This window comes from Deefgea salmonis, assembly GCF_020531905.1.
Classification (GTDB): Bacteria; Pseudomonadota; Gammaproteobacteria; order Burkholderiales; family Chitinibacteraceae; genus Deefgea; species Deefgea salmonis.
The window spans coordinates 353,775-379,640 of record NZ_JAJAWG010000003.1 but is presented as its reverse complement, the minus strand read 5'-3'; the positions used below and the strand labels follow the sequence as shown (position 1 = coordinate 379,640).

The 25,866-nt window shown below is 43.8% G+C and carries 23 protein-coding genes, 1 tRNA gene and 1 pseudogene; 20 read left to right on the top strand and 5 right to left on the bottom strand.

Going from position 1 to position 25,866, the window contains the following annotated elements:
• Window positions 1-28: 28 nt before the first annotated feature.
• The 4 genes from cheZ to LG219_RS08030 all read right to left on the bottom strand — a co-directional run bounded on the left by cheZ (window position 29) and on the right by LG219_RS08030 (window position 3,202).
• On the bottom strand, window positions 29-778 hold the full coding sequence (cheZ, locus tag LG219_RS08045; protein ID WP_226763988.1) for a protein phosphatase CheZ: 750 nt from the start codon (window positions 776-778) through the stop codon (window positions 29-31).
• A 40-nt stretch (window positions 779-818) separates the two neighbouring features.
• Window positions 819-1,208, bottom strand: a complete 390-nt coding sequence (gene cheY / locus LG219_RS08040; protein ID WP_173532170.1) for a chemotaxis response regulator CheY — start codon at window positions 1,206-1,208, stop codon at window positions 819-821.
• Between the two features lie 67 nt (window positions 1,209-1,275).
• A complete protein-coding gene (locus LG219_RS08035; RefSeq protein WP_226763987.1) occupies window positions 1,276-2,223 on the bottom strand; it encodes a chemotaxis protein in 948 nt (315 codons plus the stop codon).
• A 28-nt stretch (window positions 2,224-2,251) separates the two neighbouring features.
• Entirely contained in the window at window positions 2,252-3,202 is a 951-nt protein-coding gene (locus LG219_RS08030) for a chemotaxis protein (protein ID WP_226763986.1), read from the bottom strand.
• 196 nt (window positions 3,203-3,398) lie between these two features.
• Here LG219_RS08030 and LG219_RS08025 point away from each other — a divergent pair, with 196 nt between their 5' ends.
• The 18 genes and pseudogenes from LG219_RS08025 to fliJ all read left to right on the top strand — a co-directional run bounded on the left by LG219_RS08025 (window position 3,399) and on the right by fliJ (window position 23,964).
• Window positions 3,399-4,574 carry a sensor histidine kinase gene (locus tag LG219_RS08025; RefSeq protein ID WP_226763985.1) on the top strand — a complete coding sequence of 392 codons (1,176 nt, stop codon included), beginning with the start codon at window positions 3,399-3,401 and terminating at the stop codon, window positions 4,572-4,574.
• A 95-nt stretch (window positions 4,575-4,669) separates the two neighbouring features.
• On the top strand, window positions 4,670-4,975 hold the full coding sequence (locus tag LG219_RS08020) for an STAS domain-containing protein (RefSeq protein ID WP_226763984.1): 306 nt from the start codon (window positions 4,670-4,672) through the stop codon (window positions 4,973-4,975).
• Window positions 4,976-4,980: 5 nt separating this feature from the next.
• Entirely contained in the window at window positions 4,981-6,708 is a 1,728-nt protein-coding gene (locus LG219_RS08015) for an ATP-binding SpoIIE family protein phosphatase (protein ID WP_226763983.1), read from the top strand.
• 658 nt (window positions 6,709-7,366) lie between these two features.
• Window positions 7,367-7,993, top strand: a pseudogene (locus tag LG219_RS15580) (methyl-accepting chemotaxis protein); the annotation flags it as partial.
• A 36-nt stretch (window positions 7,994-8,029) separates the two neighbouring features.
• Window positions 8,030-8,395: a response regulator gene (locus tag LG219_RS08005; RefSeq protein ID WP_182075441.1), complete on the top strand. Its 366-nt coding sequence runs from the start codon at window positions 8,030-8,032 to the stop codon at window positions 8,393-8,395.
• Between the two features lie 24 nt (window positions 8,396-8,419).
• Window positions 8,420-10,561 (top strand): chemotaxis protein CheW, encoded by a 2,142-nt coding sequence (locus LG219_RS08000; protein WP_226763982.1) that lies wholly within the window; start codon window positions 8,420-8,422, stop codon window positions 10,559-10,561.
• 10 nt (window positions 10,562-10,571) lie between these two features.
• A complete protein-coding gene (locus LG219_RS07995; RefSeq protein ID WP_226763981.1) occupies window positions 10,572-11,051 on the top strand; it encodes a chemotaxis protein CheW in 480 nt (159 codons plus the stop codon).
• A gap of 10 nt (window positions 11,052-11,061) precedes the next feature.
• Window positions 11,062-13,836 (top strand): methyl-accepting chemotaxis protein, encoded by a 2,775-nt coding sequence (locus tag LG219_RS15575; protein ID WP_373314852.1) that lies wholly within the window; start codon window positions 11,062-11,064, stop codon window positions 13,834-13,836.
• 209 nt (window positions 13,837-14,045) lie between these two features.
• Window positions 14,046-14,942: a CheR family methyltransferase gene (locus LG219_RS15410; RefSeq protein ID WP_308444077.1), complete on the top strand. Its 897-nt coding sequence runs from the start codon at window positions 14,046-14,048 to the stop codon at window positions 14,940-14,942.
• A complete protein-coding gene (gene cheD, locus LG219_RS07975) occupies window positions 14,942-15,556 on the top strand; it encodes a chemoreceptor glutamine deamidase CheD (protein WP_173532160.1) in 615 nt (204 codons plus the stop codon). Before LG219_RS15410 ends, cheD begins: the two co-directional genes overlap by 1 nt.
• An 89-nt stretch (window positions 15,557-15,645) precedes the next feature.
• Complete coding sequence (locus LG219_RS07970; RefSeq protein ID WP_226763980.1) at window positions 15,646-16,728, top strand: protein-glutamate methylesterase/protein-glutamine glutaminase; 1,083 nt, start codon at window positions 15,646-15,648, stop codon at window positions 16,726-16,728.
• An 11-nt stretch (window positions 16,729-16,739) separates the two neighbouring features.
• Window positions 16,740-18,077, top strand: a complete 1,338-nt coding sequence (locus tag LG219_RS07965) for a sigma-54-dependent transcriptional regulator (RefSeq protein ID WP_226763979.1) — start codon at window positions 16,740-16,742, stop codon at window positions 18,075-18,077.
• Between the two features lie 74 nt (window positions 18,078-18,151).
• The gene (gene fliE / locus LG219_RS07960; protein WP_221021080.1) at window positions 18,152-18,472 is read left to right on the top strand and encodes a flagellar hook-basal body complex protein FliE; all 321 of its coding nucleotides are present in this window, start codon (window positions 18,152-18,154) and stop codon (window positions 18,470-18,472) included.
• A 27-nt stretch (window positions 18,473-18,499) separates the two neighbouring features.
• On the top strand, window positions 18,500-20,218 hold the full coding sequence (fliF, locus tag LG219_RS07955; RefSeq protein WP_226763978.1) for a flagellar basal-body MS-ring/collar protein FliF: 1,719 nt from the start codon (window positions 18,500-18,502) through the stop codon (window positions 20,216-20,218).
• Between the two features lie 11 nt (window positions 20,219-20,229).
• The gene (gene fliG, locus LG219_RS07950) at window positions 20,230-21,237 is read left to right on the top strand and encodes a flagellar motor switch protein FliG (RefSeq protein ID WP_226763977.1); all 1,008 of its coding nucleotides are present in this window, start codon (window positions 20,230-20,232) and stop codon (window positions 21,235-21,237) included.
• 8 nt (window positions 21,238-21,245) lie between these two features.
• Entirely contained in the window at window positions 21,246-22,124 is an 879-nt protein-coding gene (locus tag LG219_RS07945; RefSeq protein ID WP_226763976.1) for a flagellar assembly protein FliH, read from the top strand.
• A 3-nt stretch (window positions 22,125-22,127) separates the two neighbouring features.
• Window positions 22,128-23,528, top strand: coding sequence for a flagellar protein export ATPase FliI (fliI, locus tag LG219_RS07940; protein ID WP_226763975.1), 1,401 nt, complete (start codon window positions 22,128-22,130; stop codon window positions 23,526-23,528).
• A gap of 4 nt (window positions 23,529-23,532) precedes the next feature.
• Window positions 23,533-23,964, top strand: coding sequence for a flagellar export protein FliJ (fliJ, locus tag LG219_RS07935; protein WP_226763974.1), 432 nt, complete (start codon window positions 23,533-23,535; stop codon window positions 23,962-23,964).
• A gap of 54 nt (window positions 23,965-24,018) precedes the next feature.
• Here the strand turns inward: fliJ and LG219_RS07930 are convergent.
• Window positions 24,019-24,111: transfer RNA gene (locus tag LG219_RS07930), tRNA-Ser, on the bottom strand.
• Window positions 24,112-24,189: 78 nt separating this feature from the next.
• Between LG219_RS07930 and LG219_RS07925 the strand changes: the two genes are divergently transcribed.
• Together LG219_RS07925 and LG219_RS07920 are read left to right on the top strand one after the other, a co-directional pair.
• Entirely contained in the window at window positions 24,190-25,347 is a 1,158-nt protein-coding gene (locus LG219_RS07925; protein WP_226763973.1) for a site-specific integrase, read from the top strand.
• A 242-nt stretch (window positions 25,348-25,589) separates the two neighbouring features.
• Window positions 25,590-25,847: a hypothetical protein gene (locus LG219_RS07920; RefSeq protein ID WP_226763972.1), complete on the top strand. Its 258-nt coding sequence runs from the start codon at window positions 25,590-25,592 to the stop codon at window positions 25,845-25,847.
• Window positions 25,848-25,866 lie beyond the last annotated feature (19 nt).

Here is a 25,866-nt window from a genome sequence, read left to right as displayed (position 1 = left end):
ATATACCCCTTATACGCGGTAATAAGACTTAGAAACCGAGGCTTTCCAAGAGGTCATCAACCTGTTCTTGGTTAGTTACAATATCGGTTCTTCCTTCGGTTGTAATAACAGGACCATTGAGTAAGCTATTTTCTTCCACTTTTGTGGTTCCTTGTGGATTAAACATAAGCAGAAAGTCGAGTAGATGACTTTCCATATCTTTAGCCATCGTCAAAACACGTTTAATCACTTGACCGGTTAAGTCCTGGAAGTCTTGTGCCATCATGATTTCAAGCATTTGAGCGCTCACTTCTTCTGATTGCTGAGCTGTGGTCGATAAGTGCGTTCTTGTTTGTTCAACAAGGGACTTAAATTCATCAATGCTGAGTTGTTTATTAAAAAATCTATCCCATTGTAAGGATAGTTTTTTTGAGCTTTCAGTAATATTGTCCTGCAATGGTTTAGCGATATCTAGCGCATTAAGAGTTCGTTCTGCCGCTTGTTCCGTCATTGTTGCGACATAGGACAGTCGGTCACGAGCATCAGGAATCGATGCCGCTGCAGACTCTAAGGACTTATCTAAGCCAAGCTCGCGCAATGTGTCATGTAGTTTGCGTGTGATTTGACCAATGTGGGAAAACATCGATTTGGCAGGTTCCGCCATCAATGACTGTGAGTCCTCTTGGTCGTTGGAGATCGAGGCTACTGATGAGGATACTTCTTGGCTTGACTCCAAAATGCTATCAAAAAGTGCCTCAAGGTCGGGAGAGTCCCCATTTTTTAATGCATTATCGCTCACAGTGCCTCCTACTGATTGTTATCTAATGTATTGTGAAAAATTATTTTGCCATGTTGACAAAAATTTTCTTCAGCTTTTCATCCAGTGTGGCTGCTGTAAAAGGTTTCACAACATAACCGCTAGCTCCTGCTGTTGCTGCCTCGATAATATTTTCTTTTTTTGCTTCTGCAGTCACCATCAATACAGGTAAATGTTTGAGCTGAGCATCGGCTCTAATCGCTCTTAATAATTCAATACCGGTCATATTGGGCATGTTCCAATCGGTCACCACGAACTCAAATTGACCATTTTTTAATTTATGCAGTGCAACTTGTCCATCTTCTGCTTCATCCACATTGGTAAATCCAAGCTCCTTTAGAAGATTTCGGACGATGCGACGCATGGTAGAAAAATCATCTACCACGAGAAAGCGCATGTTCTGATCTGCCATAACTTCACTCCAGCTGCGTTATCGCAATTGATATACGCATATAATATTTTGTTACGAAGATGTTGACTTAGCCTTGGCTACTCAACATCGGGGAAAGAGTGTCGGCTAAAATGAGTGCATCAAATTTAGCAACATAAGCATCGACACCTACGCTTGCACCCATTGCACGATTGGCATTAGATGAGAGAGAAGAGTGCATTACCACTGGAATACCTTTAAAACGATGATCTGATTTTATATACTTAGTCAGCACATACCCATCCATTTCAGGCATTTCAGCATCTACTAATATTAATTTTAGTTTGTCTCGCAAATTTTCGCCATCATGAACTGCTCTATTGGCTAAATTCTGTAGTTTATCCCACGCTTCTTTACCATTATTGGCTTGATGATACTTAATACCTATTTTGTCGAGAACACTAATAATTTCTTTGCGTGCAACCATTGAATCATCAACAAAAAACATAAATGTATCTGGATTTATTTGTGTTGGCGGTAGCTCAGGAATTAAAGGCTCTCCAATCACGGTAGCTAAAATTTGTTCAACATCCAGAATGGAAACCAATTTTCCATCAGGTAACTCAGTAATTGCAGTTATCAATGCTTGATTTCCAGCTAGCATTGTTTCTGGCGCGCGTACTTTATCCCAGTCCACTCGAATAATTCGATCTACATCATGAACCAAAAATGCTTGAGTATGCTTTGAAAATTCAGTCACAATCATTGTGCTTGATGTGTCACCGATCGGCTCTTCATGTGTCGCAATAAAACGGGCCAATGAAATGACAGGAATAATATTGCCACGCAAAGAAAGGACGCCTTCGACGCCGTGCGGCATATTTGGCGTTTTTGTTATTTTTGGTGTTTGCGAAACTTCACGCACCTTAAAAACATTAATCCCAAATATTTCTCGTGTTCCTAATGAAAAAAGCAGAATTTCCATTTTGTTTGATCCCGCAAGCTTTGTGCGAGCATCTACGGTATCAAGTAAGTTAGTTTGTTGTGGTTTGCTCATAAGTCACCTCAGCCTGGTGTTTTTGCGATTATTCGCGACGCAAAAAATTCGTGATACTTTCTGATAGTTTATGTGGCTCAAATTTCGCAACATAACCATCAACCCCAACAGATTGCCCTAACTTTTGATTGGATAGACCCGATAGTGATGAATGCATCAACACTGGAATACCAGCAAAACGAGGATCACTTTTGATTTGCTTGGTGAGCATGTAGCCATCCATTTCTGGCATTTCAACGTCAGTTAATACTAAGTGCAATAAGTCTTTAACCATTTTTCCTTGCACTTCAGCCGACTTGGCTAGCTTAAGTAGATCTTCCCATGCGCGTTTGCCATTTATTGCGTGCATATGATGCACATTCATTGCATCTAGGGTCTGTTCTATTTGGCTACGTGCAACTAAGGAGTCATCGGCAAAAAATACTGTTTTATGACTGATACTTGAGTCACAAATTACTGCTGCCGTATCAATAATGTTGCTCTTTTGAGTGGTCTCTGCAAGTACTTTTTCAACATCAAGCATCATAACTAGCTTGCCGTTTTCTAATTCCGTTACTGCCGTAACTAGCCCTCCCATTTGCATTGTGAGCATGTCAGGAGGTACTCGCATGACGGACCAATCTAAGCGTAAGATAGTATCAACAGCTTCTACTAAAAAGCCTTGAGTATGGCCATTGTATTCTGAAACAACCATAATCTCTGGTTTGCTTTCTGTCGATATACCAGCGTATTTTGCTAAATCAATAACCGGAACAAGAACACCTCGTAAGCTAACCATGCCTTCTACTGAAGACGGCATATCAGGAGCCTGAGTGATTTCTGGCGTTCGCATTACTTCTCTAACTTTAAATACATTGATACCAAAAGTTTCTCTTCGGCCTGATCTTTGATCTAGGCCCAGAGTGAAGAGTAAAATTTCTAATTTATTGGTCCCTGCCAATTTCGTACGGGCGTCGATATTTTTTAGAAGGTCTGACACGACTTTACTCCCAGAGGCTACGGGTGATTGAATATAGCATTATCGGCTTAGAGCTCTAAATATAAAGCCTTAAAACCAATTTATTTTTAAAAGCTTTGGTTTTCAGTATGCTTACTTGGTTTGTTTTTTTGTATTAAGGTCTGTAATCTAAAATCTTTATAATGCATAACTATGCTGACGACAAGAGTGTTATCTGATGAGTTTAAACCATGAAGTCATTGATCCTAAAAATTTAGAACAAGCTTTTGCATTATTTACCGCTGCATCAGAGCAACTATCAATTGCTTATGCAGAATTACAAGATCAGGTTACTACTCTTACTGAACAGCTAGAGGTTGCAAATGGTAATTTACGGCGTGAGTTTGAGGAGAAGTCAGCATTGTCGCGGCGTCTCAGCTTATTGTTAGATCGATTACCCGCAGGCGTTTTAGAATTGGATCAATGCGGTGATGTATTGACGCAAAATGCGGCAGCAAAAAAGTTATTAGGACGCAGTGATCATCGATTCAATTGGTCAGTGGTCATGGCTGAGCAAATGCAAGCGACTGACGAGCCCGGCGTTTTAGAGTACCAAAGTGGGGATAATGCACGGCATCTTCTTTTAGAAGAAGTTGATGTGCCCGAAGAGGGGATTCGATTGGTTTTATTGCATGACGTGACCGCTGCTACAGAAATGCGTCGAGCATTAAGTCGGCATCAGCGTTTGGTCGAAATGGGTGAAATGGCTGCTGGTTTAGCACATCAATTACGCACACCATTGGCAACAGCTCTTCTTTATAGTGGGCACTTAGTTCGGACTGATCTAAGTAGTGAAGATCGCATTCGATTTGCTCAAAAATCATTAGAGCGCCTGCGGCATCTAGAGGTCTTGATTCAAAATATGCTGCGTTTTGTTCGTGGGCAGCAACAATTTACTGAGCGTTTAGATATCAGTGCCGTATTACTTGATGCAATTCAGCATGTGCAGCCTCAATTTGACGCTAAAAAAGTGGTATTACATTGGCTTGGCTTGGGTATGCCGGTATGGACAAAAGTAAATGCCAGAGAGTTTTCTGGTGCGATTGCTAATTTACTTGAAAATGCACTGCAAGCATCAGTATCAGGACAGAATGTGGTATGTAGTCTATCAGTTGATACGTCTGCATTAGAAATTGAAATTAAAGATGTGGGTTGTGGCATGTCGGAAGCCACTTGCATCCGGCTGTTTGAACCTTTTTTTACCACGCGTAAAGATGGTACTGGTCTCGGTCTAGCCATTGTGAGAAATTTAGTCTCTTCATATGGTGGCGAGATTAGTGTTGAATCTAAGTTAGATTTTGGTAGTTCTTTTAAGATTCGCTTGCCACTAACGACAGCTACAACTAAGGTGTGAAAGTGGTTGAGAATTTAGATCGACACTTTATTTGCCAGATGAGTTCTTGGGTTTACCGTGAATATATTTACTACAAGTTATAAGGTTAATTACGTATGACACCTACCGTGCAGATTGAAGGTAACGTTGGCCGCGTCATTTTATCGGGGCAGTTTGATTTCAGCGCGCACAGAGAGTTTCGCCAGGTTTGCGAGTCTCTGATTGCAAATGCAGAAATAAAAGAGGTGCTCGTTGATTTTCAAAATGTCAATTATTTAGATAGTTCTGCACTTGGCATGCTTTTGCTTTTAAAAGAGAAAATATCAGCCGCTAGCAAAAATTTGGCGCTTGTGAATTGCCGTGACACTGTAAAGCAAGTTCTTGAAATTGCATGCTTTGGTAAAATCTTCACCATTAGGTAATTTGCATGAAAATCTTGGTTGTTGATGATACTGAAGCGATTTTGTTGCTCATTTCACGGTTTGTAGAAGCCTTGGGTCATAAGGCAATATTGGCTCGAAATGGGTTAGATGCAATTGAGCAGTGTCGTTTGGAGCAGCCCGATTTGGTTTTAATGGACGTCATGATGCCGATCATGACTGGTCCTGAAGCTGCAATTATTATTAAAGCAGAATCTGGGGAGCGCTGGGTTCCTATTGTTTTTGTTACGGGTATTGGCGAGGAAAATGCGCTGGCTGATGCAATCGAGCGTGGCGCTGACGATTATATTAATAAGCCTGTTAATTTCCGAGTTTTAGAGGCAAAACTAAAAGCTTTTGGTCGTACTTTAGAACTAAATAGAAAGGTCAGAGAACAGTCAGAACGTCTTGCTGACTACTATGAGAATGCTGAAGAAGAAAAACGAGTTGTTCGGCACTTGATGGAGCAATTGGTTAACTCAGAGCGGCTATCAGATCCCCAGTTGCAGTATTTGTTGTCGCCAGCGGAGAGTTTATCGGGCGACTTGATTGCCTCTGCTCGTACCCCAGGGCAAGCATTGCATGTGATGCTTGCCGATGGGATTGGTCATGGCTTAACTGCCGCATTGAATGTATTGCCATTGACGCAGCCGTTTTATAGCATGACCGAAAAAGGTTATGCAATCAGCGACATTTTATTAGAAATGAACGATAAAGTTCGGCAGGTTTTGCCTGTTGGACGTTTTGTTTGCGTCACTTTAATTTCTATTGATGAAACCACGGGGTGTATTGAAATTTGGAATGGCGGCATGCCGATGGTTTATTTAGTGAATGAACACGGCGATGTGGTTTCTGAGTGCCGTTCTAAAAACTTACCTTTAGGTATTATTGCTTCGCATTCGATGGATTTTTCTCCGGAAAGATTTTATTCAAATGGCACTGGATATGTGGTGGCTTGTTCAGATGGCTTGATTGAGGCGAGAAATAAACAAGGCGAAGAATTTGGAACTGAGCGTTTACTGCAGTTATTAAAAGAAAAATCGAGTTTAAAACCAATTGAATACTTTCAAGAAATTTTTCTAAATTTCTTGCAGCAAGAAAAACATCATGATGATGTTTCATTGGTTTTAGCTAGTTTTGGCACCAATCCAAATCGCGATTTAAAAATTAATCATCATTCCTCAGAAGATATCAGTCAGTTATTAACGGCTGATTTTGCAACAGGAAATCAAAGCACTTGGCGATACAACTTAGTTTTGACCGCTGAAGAGCTACGCTATGTCAATACGATTCCATTTATGATGACGTTTGTTAAAGAAATCAAGTCATTAGCCAGTTCGCAGTCAGATGTCTTTTTAATATTAACTGAATTATTTGTTAATGCCGTTGATCATGGTTTGCTCGGTATGGATTCTCATATCAAAATGAATACCGATGGTATGGAGTATTATTTAACAGAGCGGGTGCGCCGCTTAGCTGAGCTTGAAGAAGGTCGAATAGAAATTGATTTGATGGGGGTATTGCTTAGAGGGCATGAAATTTTACGTATTCGAGTCAAAGATAGTGGCCAAGGGTTTGATTGGTCTCGTTCTTTACAGTTGGGTGATGCCATTGATGCTGTTCCTGCGTTTACTTTTGGTCGTGGAATTTCATTGGTAAAGGCCCTTGCATTACGAGTTAATTATATTGGAATTGGAAATGAAGTTGAGGTTTATTACTTTCCCCAAGAGATTTAGCGGTATTTAATTACATATCAATTTCAAATTGCTTTCTTTTGCCTTTTGTTGTGTCTATAAATAATCAGATTGGTCTTGGTTTTTTTTTCTTGATTCATTTGAATTATGGATACGCATGTCACATCGTCAATTGTTTTGGCTTCTACTTTTTGCGTGCGGATTTCCAATCTGCGTGCTTTTTTCGGGGCTAGATATTCAGTGGTTTGCACTACTGATGGCCTTCATTTTTCCTTCTAGCCTCTACTCGTTATTTCTCTTTTTAAGTCGAAAGCCCAATTCGTACCAATTTGCTCAAACGCAAAACAGTGTGCCTCACTTGGCAGATCAGCAGCAAATTCACTTGGCCAGTCATGAACAACTGGTCTTAGCCGAGGAAGAAATACAGCAGGTTATTGCAATTTATAGCGATGCAATACCAAATCTACTGGCTGGCTTTACTTCAATGGTTGAAAAGTCTCGATTGCAGCGTGATATGGTTGCTCGGCTATTGCAGGCCGAGGCTGATCATAGCGGGCTGGATTTTCAAAAATTTGTATTAGAAACTTCTGAAATTCTCTCTCGATTTGTTGATAGCGTGGTCCATAACTCGAGTGCTGCAATGAGTTTGGTTGATCAGATGGAGCAAATTGGGGCGCAAGTGGCAAGTGTTTTGTCGGTGCTAAGTGAGATCGAAGGTATTGCAAAGCAAACGAATTTATTGGCCTTGAATGCTGCGATAGAAGCCGCTCGAGCAGGGGAGGCCGGCAGAGGCTTTGCAGTCGTTGCAGATGAAGTTAGAACGCTTTCGATGCGAACGAATCAATTTAGCTCGCAAATCAGGGACAATATACAAAACATTCATGCCTCTGTTTCAGGGGCCGAAAGCGCAATATTTAAGCTGGCTTCTCAAGATATGAATTTTTCATTAGAGTCCAAGCTTCAAGTCGAGCATACCTTAGTCGAAATTCAAAACTTAAATCATTCCGTTGAAGATACCGTCCAACGTCTGGGTCTTGTTGCACAACAAGTTGAGCAACAAATTGATCAGGCCGTCTGTTCTTTACAATTTCAAGACTTAACGCAGCAGTTGCTACTTCATGTGCAAAGTCGTGTCCATGAGGTTCAGGATATTTTGCAAAAACTTTCTGCAATTGACAGTGATTTGACTATATTAAATTCAGATTCTGCTGGTGAAAATGAAATTAAATCGGAGATTTATATTCAAGCGATGCAACTGGGTGCTGCGCTACAACGTAACCCAGTTGCACAACAAAATATGAATAGCGGTTCAGTAGATTTATTTTAATCGCTCTGCATTCTTTAAAAGTTAAGGGAAAACAAGATGGCTAAAAAAGTTTTGACTGTGGATGATTCAACGTCGATACGGCAAATGGTCGCCTTTACTTTAAAAAGTGCTGGCTATGAAGTAGTTGAAGCTGCAGATGGCAATGCCGGTGTCGCACAAGCAAAAAACCAGCAAGTCGATCTTATTTTAACGGATCAAAACATGCCGGGCATGGATGGCCTGACTTTGATCCGTACTGTTCGTGCTTTGCCCCAGTATAAAACAACGCCGATTCTTATGTTAACGACGGAATCGAGCGACACAATGAAACAAAGTGGGCGTGCTGTTGGTGCAACAGGTTGGCTAGTTAAACCATTTGACCCGCAAAAATTACTTGAAGTGGTTCGTAAAGTCATTGGTTAGTTCACCGGCACTCAGGAGTAAGCAATGACCATCGATATGAGCCAGTTTATTGCGGTTTTTTTTGATGAGGCGGCAGAGCATTTAGCCAGTCTTGAAGCTTTGTTATTGAAGCTTGATGTTGAAAATCCAGATCCTGAAGCCTTAAATGCCATTTTTCGTGCGGCGCATTCGATTAAAGGCGGTGCCGCTACTTTTGGATTTAACGACTTAACCGAAGTCACTCATATTCTTGAAAACTTATTAGACCGGATTCGTAAACAAGAAACTCAGCTACGGCCGGCGATGGTGGATGTTTTTTTGCGTGCCGGAGATGTCTTGCAGGATATGCTTGGCGCGCATCGAGGACAGGGCGAAGCCGATGAGATCGCCATTCAACAAATAACAGACGAATTAGCTAGTTTTTCAAACGAGGACTATCCATCGAGGGTATCAGATGGGCTGTCTATTGAAATTGCGGCTGGTGACGTTTTTGATATGAGCAATTTAATTGCTGGTCTAGCTCGGTATGGTGAGGTCTCTCATATTGAGCATGGTGATAATGCGCATCCATGGCGCTTGAAGGTTGCGACAGAACAATCTGCTGAAAATATACTGGAGTCCATTGCTTTTTTAATTTCACCGGATCGTATTTATATACAAAATGAGCAGGATAAAGTTAATAAAGCCATTGTAAAACCTAAAGATTTAAATAATAGCCAAGAAGGTGCCTACGGTTTTTTTGAAGACGCGCTCGCCAGCGAGCCGGCTTCAAATGAAGGTTATGGATTCTTTACTTCAGTCACCACGCCAGAGTCCGCTGTTCTCATAGAGGATGGCGATGGATTTGGCTTTTTTACTGCCGTTGCAGCGATTGTATCTAGCGAGCCAATCCAAATAGAAACGCCGGTCATTCCTGAACAGTTAAATCGTCGCAGTAGTGATCGAACTGTAATGGATAAGGTTGCTGAAAAATCAAACGTAAATGATAAATCAGACTCCTCAATTCGCGTAAGTGTTGAAAAAGTAGATCAACTGTTAAATTTGGTCGGTGAATTGGTCATTACTCAATCGATGCTGGCACAAAATGCTTTATTGCTTGATCCCGTAGTACATGAAAAATTACTTTCCGGCGTTGCACAACTCGAGCGCAATACACGGGAATTACAAGAATCCGTTATGTCGATTCGCATGATGCCGATTTCATTTGTATTTAATCGTTACCCACGCTTAGTTCGAGATTTAGCCAGTAAACTTAATAAACAAGTTGAATTACGTATGATTGGTGAAAATACGGAATTAGACAAAGGATTTATTGAAAAACTATCTGATCCAATGACACATTTAGTTAGAAATAGCCTAGATCATGGTTTAGAAACACCAGAAATCCGTTTAGCGAAAGGCAAACCTGCGCAAGGCAATTTGACGCTGAAAGCATTTCATCAAGGCGGCAATATTGTGATTGAAGTCAGTGACGATGGTGCTGGACTTAATCGAGAGCGGATTTTATCCAAAGCTAGAGAACGTGGATTTAATGTCAATGACAATATGCCTGATTCTGAAGTGTGGATGCTGATTTTTGAAGCTGGGTTTTCTACCGCGGAACAAGTTACCGATGTTTCGGGGCGTGGTGTAGGCATGGATGTGGTACGAAAAAATATTCAATCCATGGGCGGGCGAATTGAAATTCAATCTATGACGGGGGTTGGCTCAACAATGAGCGTACGTCTGCCATTAACGTTAGCTATTTTAGATGGCATGTCGATCTCGGTTTCTTCCGAGCTATATATTATCCCTTTAACGTTTATTGTTGAATCTTTGCAGCCAAGAATGGTTGATATTAAAAGTATGGCCGGTCGTGGCAGCGTCATTAATGTACGTGGTGAGTATTTGCCTCTTGTTGCATTATATGAAGTTTTTAATTTACCAACTGAAGTGAAATCATTTGAAGATGGTATTGCGATTATTTTAGAAGCGGAAGGGCAAAAGATTGCCTTATTTGTTGATGATTTATTGGGTCAGCATCAGGTGGTGGTTAAGAATTTAGAAACAAACTATCGGCGAGTTGCCGGGGTTGCTGGTGCAACTATTATGGGTGATGGACATGTTGCATTTATTTTAGATATCGCGATTTTAGTACAAATGGCGCAACAAATTACAACACCCTATTTAACGCAGATGGCTGCATAAGGAGGAAATGATGGATCCAATGATGTCAGATGATGAGGTCAATCGTGAGCTATTAGTTTTTGCCTTAGGCAAAGAGGAATATGGCATTGATATATTAAAAGTGCAGGAAATTCGTGGCTATGATGCGGTAACTAGTATTGCAAATTCGCCAGTATTTATTAAAGGTGTTATTAATCTTCGTGGAAATATTGTTCCTATTGTTGATCTTAGAATCAAGTTTGGTCTTGGTAATGTAGTTTACGATCAATTTACCGTCGTTATTATTATTAATGTTTCACAAAGAACCATGGGTATTGTCGTTGATGGTGTTTCTGATGTGATGACATTAGCTAGCGATCAATTGCGTAGCGCACCTGAGTTTGGATCAGCACTCGATACTGCCTATATATTAGGTTTAGGTACTGTAGAAAATAGAATGATTATTTTAGTTGATATTGAAAAACTCATGACGAGTGCTGATATGGCGCTTGTTGAAGCTATTGCAGCATAAGGAGATTCCAATGAATAATATGACTTTACGTAAATGCATGGTATTGGGCTTATCGGTCATTGTTTTAGTTTTTATTGCTTTGGCATGTATTACCTATAGTGCAAGTGTTAAAACAATTGATCAGACTGATTCATTAAAAAATCAGTATCTCCCTCATTTGATTCATGGTCAGGAATTAATGAATGAGGTTAACGGCGTTACTAGATCTTTACGAAACATGCAAATTATTGGGGCGGCAACAGCAGAAGATAAACTTAAAGCTGATGTAGAGTGGGAGAATGTATTAAAATCTAAAACTATTATTGATAAAATATTTTCTGAATCAGAAGAAAATGCAAAAATAAATAATGATCAAGAAGCGATTAAATATTTAGATAAAGTCCGTGAAAAGCGAGCTAATTTTCAGGCTGCTCAAATAAAGTTTAAAACGCTATTTGATACCGGGGATGCAGCGGGTTCTCGGCTTTTTGTGATGGGCGAGCTCAGGGAAACTTTTAATGTATATCGCGATGAAATATTATCTTTTATAAATATTCAGCAAAAAACAGTATTGAATGATGCCTCTATTCTTAGTTCAACATCTGAATCGACAAAATTATTGGTTCTAATTTCTGTTATTTTTGGGGTGGTTTTGGTTTTGGGTGTCGGATTTCTACTGCTACGTAAAATAAAAAAACAGCTTGGTGGAGATTTAGAAACTGTCCAACAATTAGTCGATAAAATCGCAAGTGGTGATTTAAATTCAGACGTTTTAGTTGCTAGTCATGATACATCGAGTTTGATGGCTAAATTGCAACAGTTACAACTGAAGTTACGCACCGCAGAAGTTGCAACAATTGAAAATGCTCGAATCAAAACAGCATTGGATTCTGTCTCTACGAGCGTGATGATTGCTGATGCTGATCGCAATATTATTTACTGCAATCGGGCCGTTGAGCGGTTATTACAAAATGCAGAATCGGATATTAAAAAAGACTTACCTCAGTTTAATGCTCGTCACATCATTGGCGCTAATATCGATGGTTTCCATAAAAACCCGGCGCATCAACGTGGGATGCTGGATCGTTTGGCCGGTGAGCATCGAACCAGTATTGTCGTCGGTGGTCGTACGTTTTCTTTGATTGTGAATCCGGTAGTGAATGAGAAAGGTGGCCGGGAAGGTTATGTTGTTGAGTGGCTAGATCGCACCGACGCGCTTGCTGCTGAATTGCGTGAACAGCAGCTATCCAATGAAAGTGCGCGAATTTTAGGTGCGCTTGAGGGTACTTCAGCCAATGTGATGCTCGCCGATGTGAATCGGGTGATTGTATATATGAATAAATCAGTCATTTCGATGTTGTCGGGGGTGCAAAATGATTTGCGCAAAGTCCTACCATCGTTCGATGTTTCTAAATTAATTGGCACCAATATTGATACATTCCATAAAAATCCAAGTCACCAATCCAGCTTATTAGCCAATTTAACCAGTACTTATGTTTCGCAAATTACAGTTGCTGGTAAAACATTTAAATTGGTGGCCAGCCCTGTCTTTGCTAAAGATGGCATTACTCGACTCGGTTCGGTCGTTGAGTGGATTGATCGAACGCAAGAGGTGGCTGTTGAGGTCGAGGTGGGTAATTTGGTCGATGCCGCAGTCAATGGTGATTTCACACGACGGGTTGATCCTGCCGGCAAAGAAGGCTTTATGCTGAAATTGGCCGAAGGGATGAATCAGTTAGTTGAGTCCAATGAAGCCGGTTTAACTGATGTGGCGCGTGTTTTAGGCGCTTTAGCGCAGGGCGATTTAACGCAAAAAATCACCGCTGAATATCGTGGTTTATTAGGGCAATTGAAAGAGGACTGTAATACTACCAGCGAGCGTTTGGCAGAAATTGTCGCCAATATCAAAGAAGCGGCCTCCACCATTAATGTGGCATCGCAAGAAATTGCTGCGGGCAATAGTAATTTATCGAGCCGAACTGAGCAGCAAGCAGCAAGCTTGGAAGAAACCGCTTCAAGCATGGAAGAGCTTACCAGTACCGTCAAACAGAATGCAGAAAATGCCCGTCAAGCTAATCAATTGGCCATCGGTGCCTCGGATATTGCGGTGAAAGGCGGCGATGTGGTTGGTCAGGTGGTATCAACTATGGCCGATATTAATGATTCGGCGAAAAAAATTGTCGACATTATTTCGGTGATTGATGGTATTGCCTTCCAAACCAATATTTTGGCGCTCAATGCTGCGGTTGAAGCCGCGAGAGCCGGCGAGCAAGGGCGAGGTTTTGCGGTGGTTGCATCCGAAGTACGTAATCTGGCTCAACGATCAGCAGGGGCTGCCAAAGAAATCAAAACCTTGATTGGTGATTCGGTGCTTAAGGTAGAGGCAGGTTCTAAATTGGTGGATCAAGCAGGACATACAATGCAGGATGTGGTCGGCGCAGTACGTCGAGTGACCGATATCATGAGCGAAATTTCGGCGGCCTCTAGCGAGCAAAGCGCAGGGATTGAGCAGGTCAACCAAGCGATTACGCATATGGATGAAAATACGCAGCAAAATGCCGCCTTAGTCGAAGAGGCTGCAGCAGCGGCGGAAAGCCTTGAAGAGCAGGCGAGTAACTTAACTCAAACCGTGGCTATTTTTAAGCTAGGTGCAGAGCAAGCGACGCATCGTCCTGCCGCCGTTCGATCAACTAAAGTCGTTCACTCTGCTCCGACGTCATCCATGGTGAAACCGGCTAGTAAGGCAGCACCGCGTTCTGTGCCGTCTCAATTGGGAGGGGATGATGGTCATTGGGAGGAGTTTTAATTAAATTAAGATAACTGTGCAAGCCAAAGAGGACTCACTTCTTTGGCTTGACGTCGATATCAGGCGCTCACAGTTTATCGCTGGTTGTCTCGTTCTATTCAATCGGCTTGATGATGTTCCGCAACGCTTCAGAATGATTCTTTCTTCTCTCTATTGTCCATTTTGCCTAGAGTATTTTGATGGTATTTGCTTCTAGGCTTTGATTCTCAATGGCTTTGATCATATACGTAGGTTTAACTATGGTTTCGAACTCGCCGCTTAGTGATCCACATGAATTTACTTATTCGACAGCTGATTTCAATAAAGTGGTGCAGTTAATTTATCAGCGCGCCGGTATTCGACTCAATGATAGCAAGCAGCAAATGGTGTATAGCCGTTTGGCACGGCGTTTGCGTGCATTGAATATGACGTCATTTACACAATATTTAACGCAACTTGAAAAAGATGCCAATTCAGAAGAATGGCAGCAATTTACGAATTCATTGACCACGAATTTAACCTCGTTTTTTCGAGAGTCTTATCACTTTGATATGTTGGCGCAGCAAATGAAAAAAAGCAGCGCTAAGCCTTTTCGTATTTGGTGTTCCGCAGCATCGACAGGGGAAGAGCCGTATTCTTTGGCAATGACTGCGATTGAGGCGTATCAAAATAATCATCCCAATGTTGAAATCGTCGCTTCTGATTTAGATACACAAGTTTTAGCGACAGGAGCAACGGGGATTTATACCTTAGATAAATTAGAAAAATTATCCATGGAGCGAAAGCGAGCCTTTTTTTTAAAAGGAAAAGGCAGTGATGCTGGCAAGGTCCGTGCAAAAACAATATTACGGGAGTTGCTTGAGTTTCAGCAGATTAATTTATTAAATGATGAATGGCCTTTGCAAGGTCGATTTGATGCTATTTTTTGTCGAAATGTCATGATTTATTTTGATCGACCAACCCAGAAAGTGATTTTAGAAAAAATGGGGCATTTATTAAAACCGGAAGGGCATCTTTATGTTGGCCATTCTGAAAATTTACAATTTTTATCGGATTATTATGCGTCTTGTGGAAAAACAACGTATCGCTTAACTGAGCATGCGATTTCACAATGGGGACATCGCTAATGTCAACTCATCTTTATGAAGAGGTATTAGCGCCCACACTGTATTTTGATAAAAATTTTGATATTGAAGCTGCCAAGATTTTACCCGGTGAATATTATGTCACCGGCCGAGACATGTTATTGGTCACCGTGCTAGGTTCTTGCGTTGCGGCATGCATTCGTGATCCCGTGACGGGGATTGGCGGAATGAATCATTTTATGCTGCCAGAATCAGCTGAATCAATGGCAACGGTGAATGGTTTGTCCACTCGTTATGGCACATATGCGATGGAAGTATTAATTAATCAATTACTTAAGCAGGGTGCAAAAAAAACGCGTTTAGAGGCAAAAGTATTTGGTGGTGGTAATGTACTACGTGGCTTTACTGTTTCTAATGTAGGCCTAAAAAATTCAGAGTTTGTAAAAAGTTTTTTATCTTTAGAGCGTATTCCAATTGTTGCAGAAGATTTGTTAGATATCTATCCACGGAAAGTTTATTTTTTTGCGCAAACAGGGCGTGTTTTGATTCGAAAATTAAAAGAAGTTCACAATAATACGATTGTTGAACGAGAAAAAAGCTATGGCGCGCGTTTGACACATATTGATGAAGGTGGTGATATTGAGTTGTTTACTTAAAAAATGAATCAACCATTTTTGTATTGTTGTCCGGCAGAAGGGCTACGGCACAGCAGTTGCGCTGAACTCAATGCGGTAGGGAGGCTGTAATGGGGCAAAAAATCCGAGTGATTGTCGTTGATGATTCAGCATTAATGCGCAGCTTATTGAAAGAGGTGATTGATACTGCGCCAGATATGGAATGTGTTGCTGCGGCTCCTGATCCACTGATTGCGCGAGAAAAAATTAGGGAACTCAATCCAGATGTTATTACACTGGACGTCGAAATGCCGAAAATGGATGGTTTAGATTTTTTGGCGCGTTTAATGCGCTTAAAACCAACACCGGTATTGATGATCTCTTCGTTGACAGAAAAAGGCTCCGAAGTGGCATTGCGCGCGCTTGAATTGGGCGCAATCGATATTATCGCCAAGCCAAAATTAAATATTGCGCAAGGCATTCAAGATTATGCAGAAGAAATTAGAGAGAAAATTCGCATGGCAGCCAAGGCGAGAGTAAGCACACTATCGCAGCCGCATATTGCCGCGAACTACACTGCGGATGCGGTATTGTCTAAGACGGTAAGACCACTGATGAAGTCCGAAAAATTGATTATTGTGGGTGCTTCAACCGGCGGCACAGAAGCACTAAAAGAGTTTTTAGTGCCGATGCCACCGGATGCGCCGGGTATTTTGATTGCGCAGCATATGCCCGAGATGTTTACCAAGTCGTTTGCCAATCGTTTAGATACTTTATGCCGAATTACGGTAAAAGAAGCGGAGCATGGCGAACGTATTTTGCCTGGACATGCTTATATTGCACCGGGACACTCGCATCTTTTGCTGGGTATTTCGGGCGCAAACTATGTGTGTGAGTTGTCGCAAGCGCCGCCAGTGAATCGGCACCGGCCTTCAGTTGACGTGTTATTTAGATCTGCCGCGAATGTTGCTGGTCGTAACTCAATTGGCGTTATTTTGACCGGAATGGGTAAAGATGGTGCGGTGGGTATGTTAGAAATGCGAGAAGCGGGCGCGCATAATTTTGCGCAAGATGAGGCCAGTTGTGTGGTTTTTGGCATGCCCAAAGAAGCGATTGCCGTGGGCGGCGTGAATGAAATTGTTAGTTTGAAAGAAATGGCGCAAAAAGTCTTGGCATGGTTGGCGAGCAATGGTGGCAAGGCGCTTAGGATTTAAAAAGGAAGGACATGGCTTTACCGGTTTTAATTGTGGAAGATGACGATGCCTTACGTGAGGCATTACTCGATACGCTTGAATTAGGAGGTTATTTAGCATTGGCCGCTGAGGATGGTATGGCGGCTTTAGAAATACTAAAAATACATCGGGTCGGTATGGTCATTTCCGACGTGCAGATGCAACCGATGGATGGCGATACCCTGCTGAAAGAAATCAAAACCCAATACCCGTGGTTGCCCGTGATGCTGATGACGGCGTATGGCGTCATTGATCGCGCAGTCTCTGCGCTGCATGCCGGCGCGTGTCATTACTTACCCAAACCCTTTGAGCCGGATTTGTTGTTGGCGCAAGTAGAAAAATATCGGCTACCCGATATGGAGGGGGATGAGGTGTTGGCAGAGGCGCCCGCGATGCGCCAATTAATGGCGATTGCAAGGCGGGCCGCCCTGGCCGATGCCTCAATCATGTTGACTGGGGAGTCGGGCGTGGGCAAAGAAGTCATGGCGCGCTACATTCATCGGCATAGTCCTCGGGCCAATAAACCATTTATTGCAATTAACTGTGCGGCGATCCCTGAACAGCTACTTGAGTCGACTTTATTTGGTCATGAAAAAGGGGCGTTCACCGGTGCGGCAAGTCATCACATCGGTAAGTTTGAGCAGGCGCAAGGTGGTACTTTATTGCTGGATGAAGTGACCGAAATGCCATTGGCGTTGCAGGCCAAACTCCTTCGCGTGTTACAAGAACGTGAGCTGGAGCGCGTCGGTGGTGTGAAATCGATTAGCCTGAATATTCGCATCTTGGCCACCAGCAATCGAGATCTCAGTCTGGAGGTTAAAGCTGGGCGTTTTCGTGAAGATTTATTTTATCGTTTGAATGTTTTTCCATTGCGAATTCCAGCGCTGCGTGAGCGCTTGGAAGATCTCATTCCTTTGGCACGATCTATGCTTTCTACGTATTCAGTCGCCTATCAGCGCCGTTTGCCTCATTTGACGCCAGCAGCAGAACAAGCACTCAAAGCGCATCGTTGGTTGGGCAATATTCGCGAATTAGACAATGTGATTCAGCGGGCTTTAATTTTGGCCCCAGGGGATGAAATTGCCGTTGAACATTTGTATTTGCCACACGATGCGGCAAATTCTGCCGCTGATGTAGCAGTCGTGCTGCAGGCCGATGCCAGCATGGCCTCGGGCAATATGAAAGAGATGGAAAAGAATTTAATTCTTGAAGCATTGAAGTCAACGCAAGGGGTGAGAAAGGCTGCCGCAGAAAAATTGGGAATGAGTGAGCGGACTTTGCGCTATAAATTGGCGCAATACCGTGAACAGGATGGTAATTTACCAGTTTGATGCGACAGGGCGCAGTATTTGCTTGCCGCCATCGCCTTGCGCCCCTACAATTTTGCCAAGAAGGATAGGTAGTTATGAGCGTGCAAGGAATAGATCAGGTTCTCGGCGAGTTAAGGTCGATGTCTGCTTTAGCCTCTGGTCAGCCAGTAGCAAAAGCAGCCGAAGCGGGAGCGCCTGATTTTGCCGAGTTACTAAAACAATCCATCGACCAAGTGAACCAAGTATCGCAAGGCGCACAAGCCCAGCAGGCGGCTTTTCAGTCGGGCGATTCTGACGCGAATTTACAAGATGTGATGGTTTCATTGCAAAAGGCCAGTTTGAGTTTTCAAACCATGGTGCAAGTACGCAATAAGCTAGTGACTGCCTATCAAGAAGTGATGAATATGCAGGTATAAACCTGACACCTTGAAAATCGGTAAGGTATGGCAGAAGCGGGCGTCGCGACAGATAACACCTTAGTTAGGGCAGGAAATTTCGGTGGGCTGCGTCAGCGCTTCAGCGAGATGCCTGCTGCGCGTAAAATGTTGGCCATGGTGATGGTCGCCATCATTATTGCTGGGGTAGTGGGCTCTTTATTGTGGTCACGCGAACCGGCTTATCGCATTTTGTTTACCAATTTGCCAGACAAAGACGGTGGCGCAGTCATTCAGTCTTTGCAGCAACTCAATATCCCCTACAAACTCGATGCTGGCATGATTTCAGTTCCAGCAGAAAAAATCTACGATGTCCGGCTCAAACTCGCGGCGCAAGGTTTACCTAAAGCGGCCAATACCGGTTTTGAGTTAATCGACAACCAAAAATTTGGTGTTTCTCAGTTTACCGAGCAAGTTAATTATCAGCGAGCAATCGAAGGTGAGTTAGTTCGCTCGATTGAAAGTATCTCTTCAGTAGAAAAAGCCCGTGTGCATTTAGCAACGCCAAAGCAAACGGTATTTTTGCGCGATCAGCAAAAGCCATCGGCGTCGATTGTGCTCACTTTGCATCCTGGCCGCGTTCTGGATGGTGGGCAAGTCGCTGGCATTATCCATTTAGTGTCATCGAGTATTCCCGGTATGCCGGTGACCAATGTGACGGTAGTCGATCAAGATGGCAATTTACTGTCTCGCTCGGCTGATTTAAATAAGGGCACTTTAGATCAGCGTCAGCTGCAGTATGTCAATACCGTTGAAAGAGGCTTTGTTGAGCGACTAGAAACGATTTTGGCGCCGATTGTCGGTAAAGGCAATGTGCGCGCAGAAGTGACAGCACAGCTCGATTTTTCTGAAATAGAGCAAACGTCCGAAACATATCGGCCAAACTCGCCGCCCAACTCTGCGGCGATTCGTAGCTTGCAATCTTTGGAGCAAGCCGGTAAATCGAGCGAAGAGATGGCGATGGGGGTGCCGGGGGCTCTGTCTAATCAACCGCCAGGCGCAGCACTCGCGCCGATTACGGCGCCGATTGCTTCTGGCGCGAGCGCCATATTGCCGGCAACCCAAAGTAATTCGCGTAAAGAGGCCACAACTAATTTTGAGGTGGATAAAACCATCCAACATGTCAAGCAGTCGGTGGGGTCGGTTAAGCGACTTTCTGCGGCAGTGGTACTCAATTACAAGGCTGGTAAAGATAAAGATGGCAAGTTGTCGTATGTGCCATTCTCGCCGCAAGAAATGCTACAGATTAACAATTTGGTGCGTGAAGCGATTGGTTATAACAAAGAGCGTGGCGACTCGGTGAATGTCGTGAATGCTGCTTTTGCCGAGTCTATTCCTTTGGAAGACAAGCCATTACAAGATCGCGCTTTAAGCTATGTGCAGAGCAATGGTCCAGACGTCTTAAAAGCGCTGGTGATTTTAGTGGCGGTATTTTATTTACTGTTCTTTATCGTTCGACCGTTGATGAAAGACATCACGCGCTCTCGCGAAGAGGCCCGCACCACTGAGCTTGATTTGGGGGATATGCCGGTCGGCGAGCATTTCTCGCCAGATTCGAAAGGGCCGGCGAGTGAAGGCGAAGAGGAGCAGCAAAAAATGTCGGCTTTTGCTGACTTATTGCAGCAAGCTAAAGAGTTGGCTAAAAATGATCCGCGCATGGTGGCAACGATTTTGCGTGAATGGATGATGGTTAATGCGGAGAAATCCGATCCCAATAAAATGTCTTAGGAGTCATCGAGATGGCAGCCAATATGAATGAAGACGGCGTCAATCGTGGTGCCTTATTACTAATGTCTTTGGGTGAGGACTGTGCTGTTGAAATTTTTAAGTTTTTAGGGCCGAAAGAAGTCCAAAAAATTGGTTTTGCGATGGCCAATATGAATACGGTCAAGCGCGAAGATATGGACAAAGTGCTCGGAGATTTCATTGCGTCGACGCAAAATCGCGCCAATTTAGGGGCCGCCGATGAATATATTCGTTCGGTCTTAACTAAAGCGCTGGGCACTGATAAAGCCGCTAATTTGCTCGATCGAATCTTGCAAGGCAATGATAATAATGGCATTGAATCTTTAAAATGGATGGATGCCATTGCGGTTGCTGAATTGATTAAAAACGAACATCCACAGATTATTGCTACCATCATGGTGCATTTAGAGCCGGATCAATCGTCAGAAATCATGGGGCATTTTGTTGAGCGCTTACGTAATGATGTCTTGCTACGGATTGCAACCTTAGAGGGCGTGCAGCCGGCGGCATTAAAAGAGCTCAATGACGTTTTGACTCAGCTTTTATCTGGCACTGATAAGCTGAAAAAAAGTGCGATGGGTGGCGTGCAAATGGCCGCCGATATGCTCAATTTTATGGGCAGCGCAGTCGAAACATCGGCCGTTGCCAATATTCGTGAATACGATCCTGAGCTGGCACAAAAAATTCAAGACAAAATGTTTACCTTTGATAACGTGTTGGATATTGATGACCGTGGAATCCAGCTTTTGATGCGCGAAATTCAATCCGATTCTTTAGTGGTCGCGCTCAAAGGCACCAGCCAAGCATTACGCGAAAAAATATTTAAAAACATGTCACAACGTGCCGCAGAAATGTTGCGCGAAGATCTAGAAGCAAAAGGGCCGGTTAAACTCTCTGAAGTCGAAGGCGAGCAAAAAGAAATTCTTAAAATCGTACGTCGTCTGGCCGATGAAGGGCAAATTGTGTTGGGCGGCGGCGGCGGCGAGGGTTTAGTTGATTAAGGAACACCATGTCAGGACCCCATCGTCGCGTGATTCCACGCGAAGAGCTATCTGAGTTTCAGCTCTGGCAATTTAATTCTCTCCTTGATACCCCCAAGGCCACACCCGCTCCACCTGTAGTTGAAACGCCAGAGGAGATCGAGTCGATCCCTGAGCCACTGGCGTCGCCAGCGTTGGCGCCAGAGGCGGCTTTGCCTATTGAACCGAGCTTGCCGCTACCCACAGCAGAAGAAATCGAAGCGATTCAGCAGCAAGCGCATCATGAAGGTTTTCAAGCCGGTTTAGAGGCGGGACGTTTGGCCGGGGAGGCCGAAACGCAGCAATTGCTACATTTATTGGGGCATATTACCGAAACCTTAGCGCAGGGCGAGGCGCAATTGGCTGAGTCGGTACTCGATTTGGCTTTGCTCGCGGCAAGACAAATGATTTGTGATGAACTAAAAAGTCAGCCCAAGCAATTGCTGGCCCCGATCCGTGAGGCGCTCGCAATGATGCCAACGGCGAGCCACCCATCGCGCTTATTTTTGTCGCCCGAAGATTTTGAATTGCTGCACTTGTCGCTGCAAATTGAATTGCCTGACGACGTTTGGCGCTTAGTCGCCGATCCCAATTTATTGAGTGGCAGCTGCAAAATTGAAACACCGGCCACGCAGTTGTCTTTTTCTTTGGCATCACGCTGGGAAAATATTCTTAGGGTATTGAAACGCAACGAGCGAACTGATTTAGCTTGGGGGCAATACCCATCAGAAGAAACACAGGCGGCACCTGCAACCCTGCATTTCGAAACGCCAGCGCCAGCAATAACTGATGTTGAGTCCGCAGCGATCATCGATTCATTGTCTACGTCATCGCCTTTGGCACCTGCTGCCGATGCTGAGCTCACTTAGTTTATGAGCACGCCAATTCAATTCATTCAAAGCTATCTCAATGATTGCGGCTCGGCCATTACTGCGATTCGTCCCTGCCAGCCGCGTGGGCGTTTAACGCGTGTTTCGGGTATGGTGCTGGAGGCGGTCGGTTTGCGGCTGCCAATCGGCGCATCGTGCCAAGTGATGACGCCCAATGGCCATTCTGTGGAAGCGGTGGTGGTGGGCTTTCAAGAAAGCCGGCTGTTTTTAATGCCGATTGCTGAAGTGTATGGTGTTGAGCCGGGTGCGGCAGTGATTCCACTGGAGGATTTTTCTGCATGGGAGCCCGAATTTGGCAAACCCAGAGCGGCGCAGCGGCGTGTTGAAGATCATGGCCGGCAAGTGCCGGTCGGATGGGGATTACTCAATCGAATTTTAGACGGCTTGGGGCGGCCACTTGACGGCAAAGGGCCGCTGCAATTTGAGAGCTATCAGCCCTTATTTGCTCGCCCGTATAACCCCATGGATAGAGAACCCGTCAAGCAAGTGATGGACGTTGGCGTGCGCGCCATTAATGCCATGCTGACGGTTGGGCGCGGGCAACGCTTGGGTTTATTTGCCGGTTCTGGGGTGGGTAAATCGGTGCTGCTTGGCATGATGGCGCGCTACACCAAGGCCGATGTGGTGGTGGTGGGCTTAATCGGCGAGCGGGGCCGAGAAGTGAAAGATTTTATTGAAAACATTCTGGGTGACGAAGGCCGTGCGCGCAGTGTGGTCGTTGCTGCGCCGGCCGATACGCCGCCGCTGCTGCGTTTGTATGGCGCAGCCTACGCGACCAGCATTGCCGAGTATTTTCGCGATCAAGGGCAAAATGTACTGCTGATTATGGACTCCTTAACCCGCTATGCGATGGCGCAGCGGGAAATCGCCTTGGCGATTGGTGAGCCACCCGCGACCAAAGGTTATCCGCCTTCGGTATTTGCGCGCTTACCGCAATTGGTTGAGCGGGCTGGTAATGGTCGGGAGGGCGGCGGCTCGATTACGGCTTTTTATACTGTGTTGTCAGAAGGGGACGATCAGCAAGATCCCATCGCTGACAATGCCCGCGCGATTTTAGATGGTCACTTTGTCTTGTCACGGCAATTGGCGGAATCTGGCCATTATCCGGCGATTGACATCGAAGCCTCTATTTCACGGGTAATGCACGATATTATTAGCCAGCCTGAGTTTGATTTAGTGCGTCAATTTAAGCACTTGTATGCTCGCTATCAGCGTAGCCGCGATTTAATCAGTGTTGGTGCATATGTGCCGGGGTCCGACCCGGTGCTCGATGAAGCGATACGCCGGCATCCCGGTTTTGAAGCCTTTTTGCAACAAGGGATTCACGAACAAGAAAGCTACGAAGGCGCTAGAGTGAAGTTGGCGCAATTGTTTGGGATGTGATTGAGTGGCGCAATTTCGTTTTGCATTTTTATTGCAACTGGCGATTGATCAGCGTGAAGACGCGGCACGCTTAATGCAAGCGGCGCAAGCAGCGTGGTTATTGGCGCGCAATAAGCTCGAGCAAGTGGATGGCTTTCGGCATGAATACCGCGCGCGCTTGGCCAATAGCGCGCAAACCGGCATGTCGATTGGCCAGTGGCGAGATTATCAATTGTTTTTGGCTAAACTCGATGGCGCTGCCGATCAGCAAATCTTTGAAGTAGAGCGGTTAGCGTTGGAATATGAACGGCATAAAACGGATTGGCAAAGCTGCGAGCGCAAAGTAAAAGCATTCGAAGCCTTACGCGATCGGCACAATCAAGCTGAATTACGCAAAGAAGGGCAGCAAGAGCAAAAACTGCTTGATGAATTTAATAGCCGTTTAGGACGATATTAAACGTGCGGCAGTAACAGAAATAACAAAGCCCCACATTGGGGCTTTTGTCATTGCTGGTGTCCCCGACAGGAATCGAACCTGTATCTAGCGCTTAGGAGGCAACAATCATAAGTTGGAAAAGTCGTTATACAGCAACCACTTACAGACAACAAGTACGCTACCATAGCTAAAATGTTCCAAATTTGTTCCAAGTTCCAACTTGGTGACTAGAAAGGATTGGCGAAGATGGCGGGTAAGTTGATAACTGAACGTGTTGGCGTGAATGGCGATGTGTCGTTCTTGGTGCGCATTCGAGAAGCAGGTGTTGCTGTCAGCAAAACCTGTAAGACCAAAAAAGAAGCTGAAAAATTCATTCGTGAAGTCAAGTCAAAAATTGATCGTGGTGAGTCGGTAGACATCACCAAAATCAAGAAGATGACTTTGGCCCAGATTTTTACCGAATATTTAAAGCACAACACTGTGGCACCGGGTAAGCGATACGACCTTGAAAAATTGAAGTTGGAGATTGGAAAAGTTCCGCTTGGAAATTTCAAGTCTGGAACGTTTGCTCTCTACTTGAAGGCCAAACTAGAACAGGTCATTCCTGACCAAGTGACTAAAAAGAAACCTAGTCCGCTTTATGCTGGTCATAAAATTTTGGATGTAAAAACTGGTGAGTTGGTCACAAAGACCTACAGTGAAAGCACCATTCGCAAGCTCTACTATGCCATCAGGACTTCTTTGAAGTGGCACGCCAAGCACCACGATTACACATTTGACCGTAAGCCATTTGATGAAAATTCACCTCCTAAAGCGTGGATTCCAAGGGATCGCATTCTTGAAACTGGTGAATTAGATAGCTTGCTGGCTGCTACAGAAAAAATGTATGTGAAGCGCGAAGAATTGCGGTGTCTTATTCTTTGGCAATACTATTCGTGTATGCGTGCTGGTGAAACATTGTTGATGAAGTGGAATGAAATTCACTTGGATGAAAGCAATCCAAGTAATTCATACATTTTCGTTCCCAAAGAGAATACAAAAATTGCTGACAAAAAGAATGCCGAAGATCGGAAGGTTCCACTAAGGCCAGAGTTTTACCACTTCATTAAAGACCGTCTTATGAAGTTGAAGAAGGATGGTCAATCGTTGGTGTTTGGTGATTATTGGCAAAGCAGTTCTGTTCTTGCTGCTCGGTTCAAAATCATCTGCAAAAATGCCAAAGTTACAAACTTCAAAATTCACGATTTAAGGCATTGTGCTGTTAGCTGGTATTTTGTGAATACAAATTTGACTGACATTGAAATTAGTAAAATTTCAGGTCATATTGAGTTGGGAACTTTGAAAAGATATGCCACTTTAAGGCATAGTGACATTGGCGCAAAACTTTGGGCTAATGCTGCTTGATTGACAGTTAAATTCATATAAATTTAACTGCACATTGCAAGCAAGATAAAGGCTTGACTTCCTGATTTATTCTGTTAGATTAGTTTTGACAAAGCCAAAATTAACGGCTAATGTGAGCGGGAAACTCGTTAAACTAATGATCTGCCAAATGGCAGTAATAAAAAAGCACCTTCGGGTGCTTTTTTGTTGACTTGAGCTTTATATTTTGTATGATATTCCTCAGTAGGGAGTAGGCAATCAAGATGAACGAAAATGAAAAAGATCAAGATATTCAATCAGAATGCTATGTTTTAACGAATTACATTAATGGCCGCTTTCAAAAACACTGCGAATCAGGTCCCGCTGTAGTGTGGGAGAAAACCGGGTTAAAGGAATGGTGGCTCTATGGAAGCAAGGTTTCCGAAGTTGTTTTTAATCAATGGCTTGATAAGAAAAATCTCAATGAAAAACTCAATGCCATGTTAGGTCCAAGAGAAAGAAAAGAAACAAAGAAAATATAAGCACCTTCGGGTGCTTTTT

Coding starts and splice junctions, on each gene's coding strand:
- cheY (WP_173532170.1), bottom strand. CDS start 1,208: ATGGCAGATCAGAACATGCGCTTTCTCGTGGTAGATGATTTTTCTACC.
- LG219_RS08035 (WP_226763987.1), bottom strand. CDS start 2,223: ATGAGCAAACCACAACAAACTAACTTACTTGATACCGTAGATGCTCGC.
- LG219_RS08025 (WP_226763985.1), top strand. CDS start 3,399: ATGAGTTTAAACCATGAAGTCATTGATCCTAAAAATTTAGAACAAGCT.
- LG219_RS08020 (WP_226763984.1), top strand. CDS start 4,670: ATGACACCTACCGTGCAGATTGAAGGTAACGTTGGCCGCGTCATTTTA.
- LG219_RS08015 (WP_226763983.1), top strand. CDS start 4,981: ATGAAAATCTTGGTTGTTGATGATACTGAAGCGATTTTGTTGCTCATT.
- LG219_RS08005 (WP_182075441.1), top strand. CDS start 8,030: ATGGCTAAAAAAGTTTTGACTGTGGATGATTCAACGTCGATACGGCAA.
- LG219_RS08000 (WP_226763982.1), top strand. CDS start 8,420: ATGACCATCGATATGAGCCAGTTTATTGCGGTTTTTTTTGATGAGGCG.
- LG219_RS07995 (WP_226763981.1), top strand. CDS start 10,572: ATGGATCCAATGATGTCAGATGATGAGGTCAATCGTGAGCTATTAGTT.
- LG219_RS15575 (WP_373314852.1), top strand. CDS start 11,062: ATGAATAATATGACTTTACGTAAATGCATGGTATTGGGCTTATCGGTC.
- LG219_RS15410 (WP_308444077.1), top strand. CDS start 14,046: ATGGCTTTGATCATATACGTAGGTTTAACTATGGTTTCGAACTCGCCG.
- cheD (WP_173532160.1), top strand. CDS start 14,942: ATGTCAACTCATCTTTATGAAGAGGTATTAGCGCCCACACTGTATTTT.
- LG219_RS07970 (WP_226763980.1), top strand. CDS start 15,646: ATGGGGCAAAAAATCCGAGTGATTGTCGTTGATGATTCAGCATTAATG.
- LG219_RS07965 (WP_226763979.1), top strand. CDS start 16,740: ATGGCTTTACCGGTTTTAATTGTGGAAGATGACGATGCCTTACGTGAG.
- fliE (WP_221021080.1), top strand. CDS start 18,152: ATGAGCGTGCAAGGAATAGATCAGGTTCTCGGCGAGTTAAGGTCGATG.
- fliF (WP_226763978.1), top strand. CDS start 18,500: ATGGCAGAAGCGGGCGTCGCGACAGATAACACCTTAGTTAGGGCAGGA.
- fliG (WP_226763977.1), top strand. CDS start 20,230: ATGGCAGCCAATATGAATGAAGACGGCGTCAATCGTGGTGCCTTATTA.
- LG219_RS07945 (WP_226763976.1), top strand. CDS start 21,246: ATGTCAGGACCCCATCGTCGCGTGATTCCACGCGAAGAGCTATCTGAG.
- fliI (WP_226763975.1), top strand. CDS start 22,128: ATGAGCACGCCAATTCAATTCATTCAAAGCTATCTCAATGATTGCGGC.
- LG219_RS07925 (WP_226763973.1), top strand. CDS start 24,190: ATGGCGGGTAAGTTGATAACTGAACGTGTTGGCGTGAATGGCGATGTG.
- LG219_RS07920 (WP_226763972.1), top strand. CDS start 25,590: ATGAACGAAAATGAAAAAGATCAAGATATTCAATCAGAATGCTATGTT.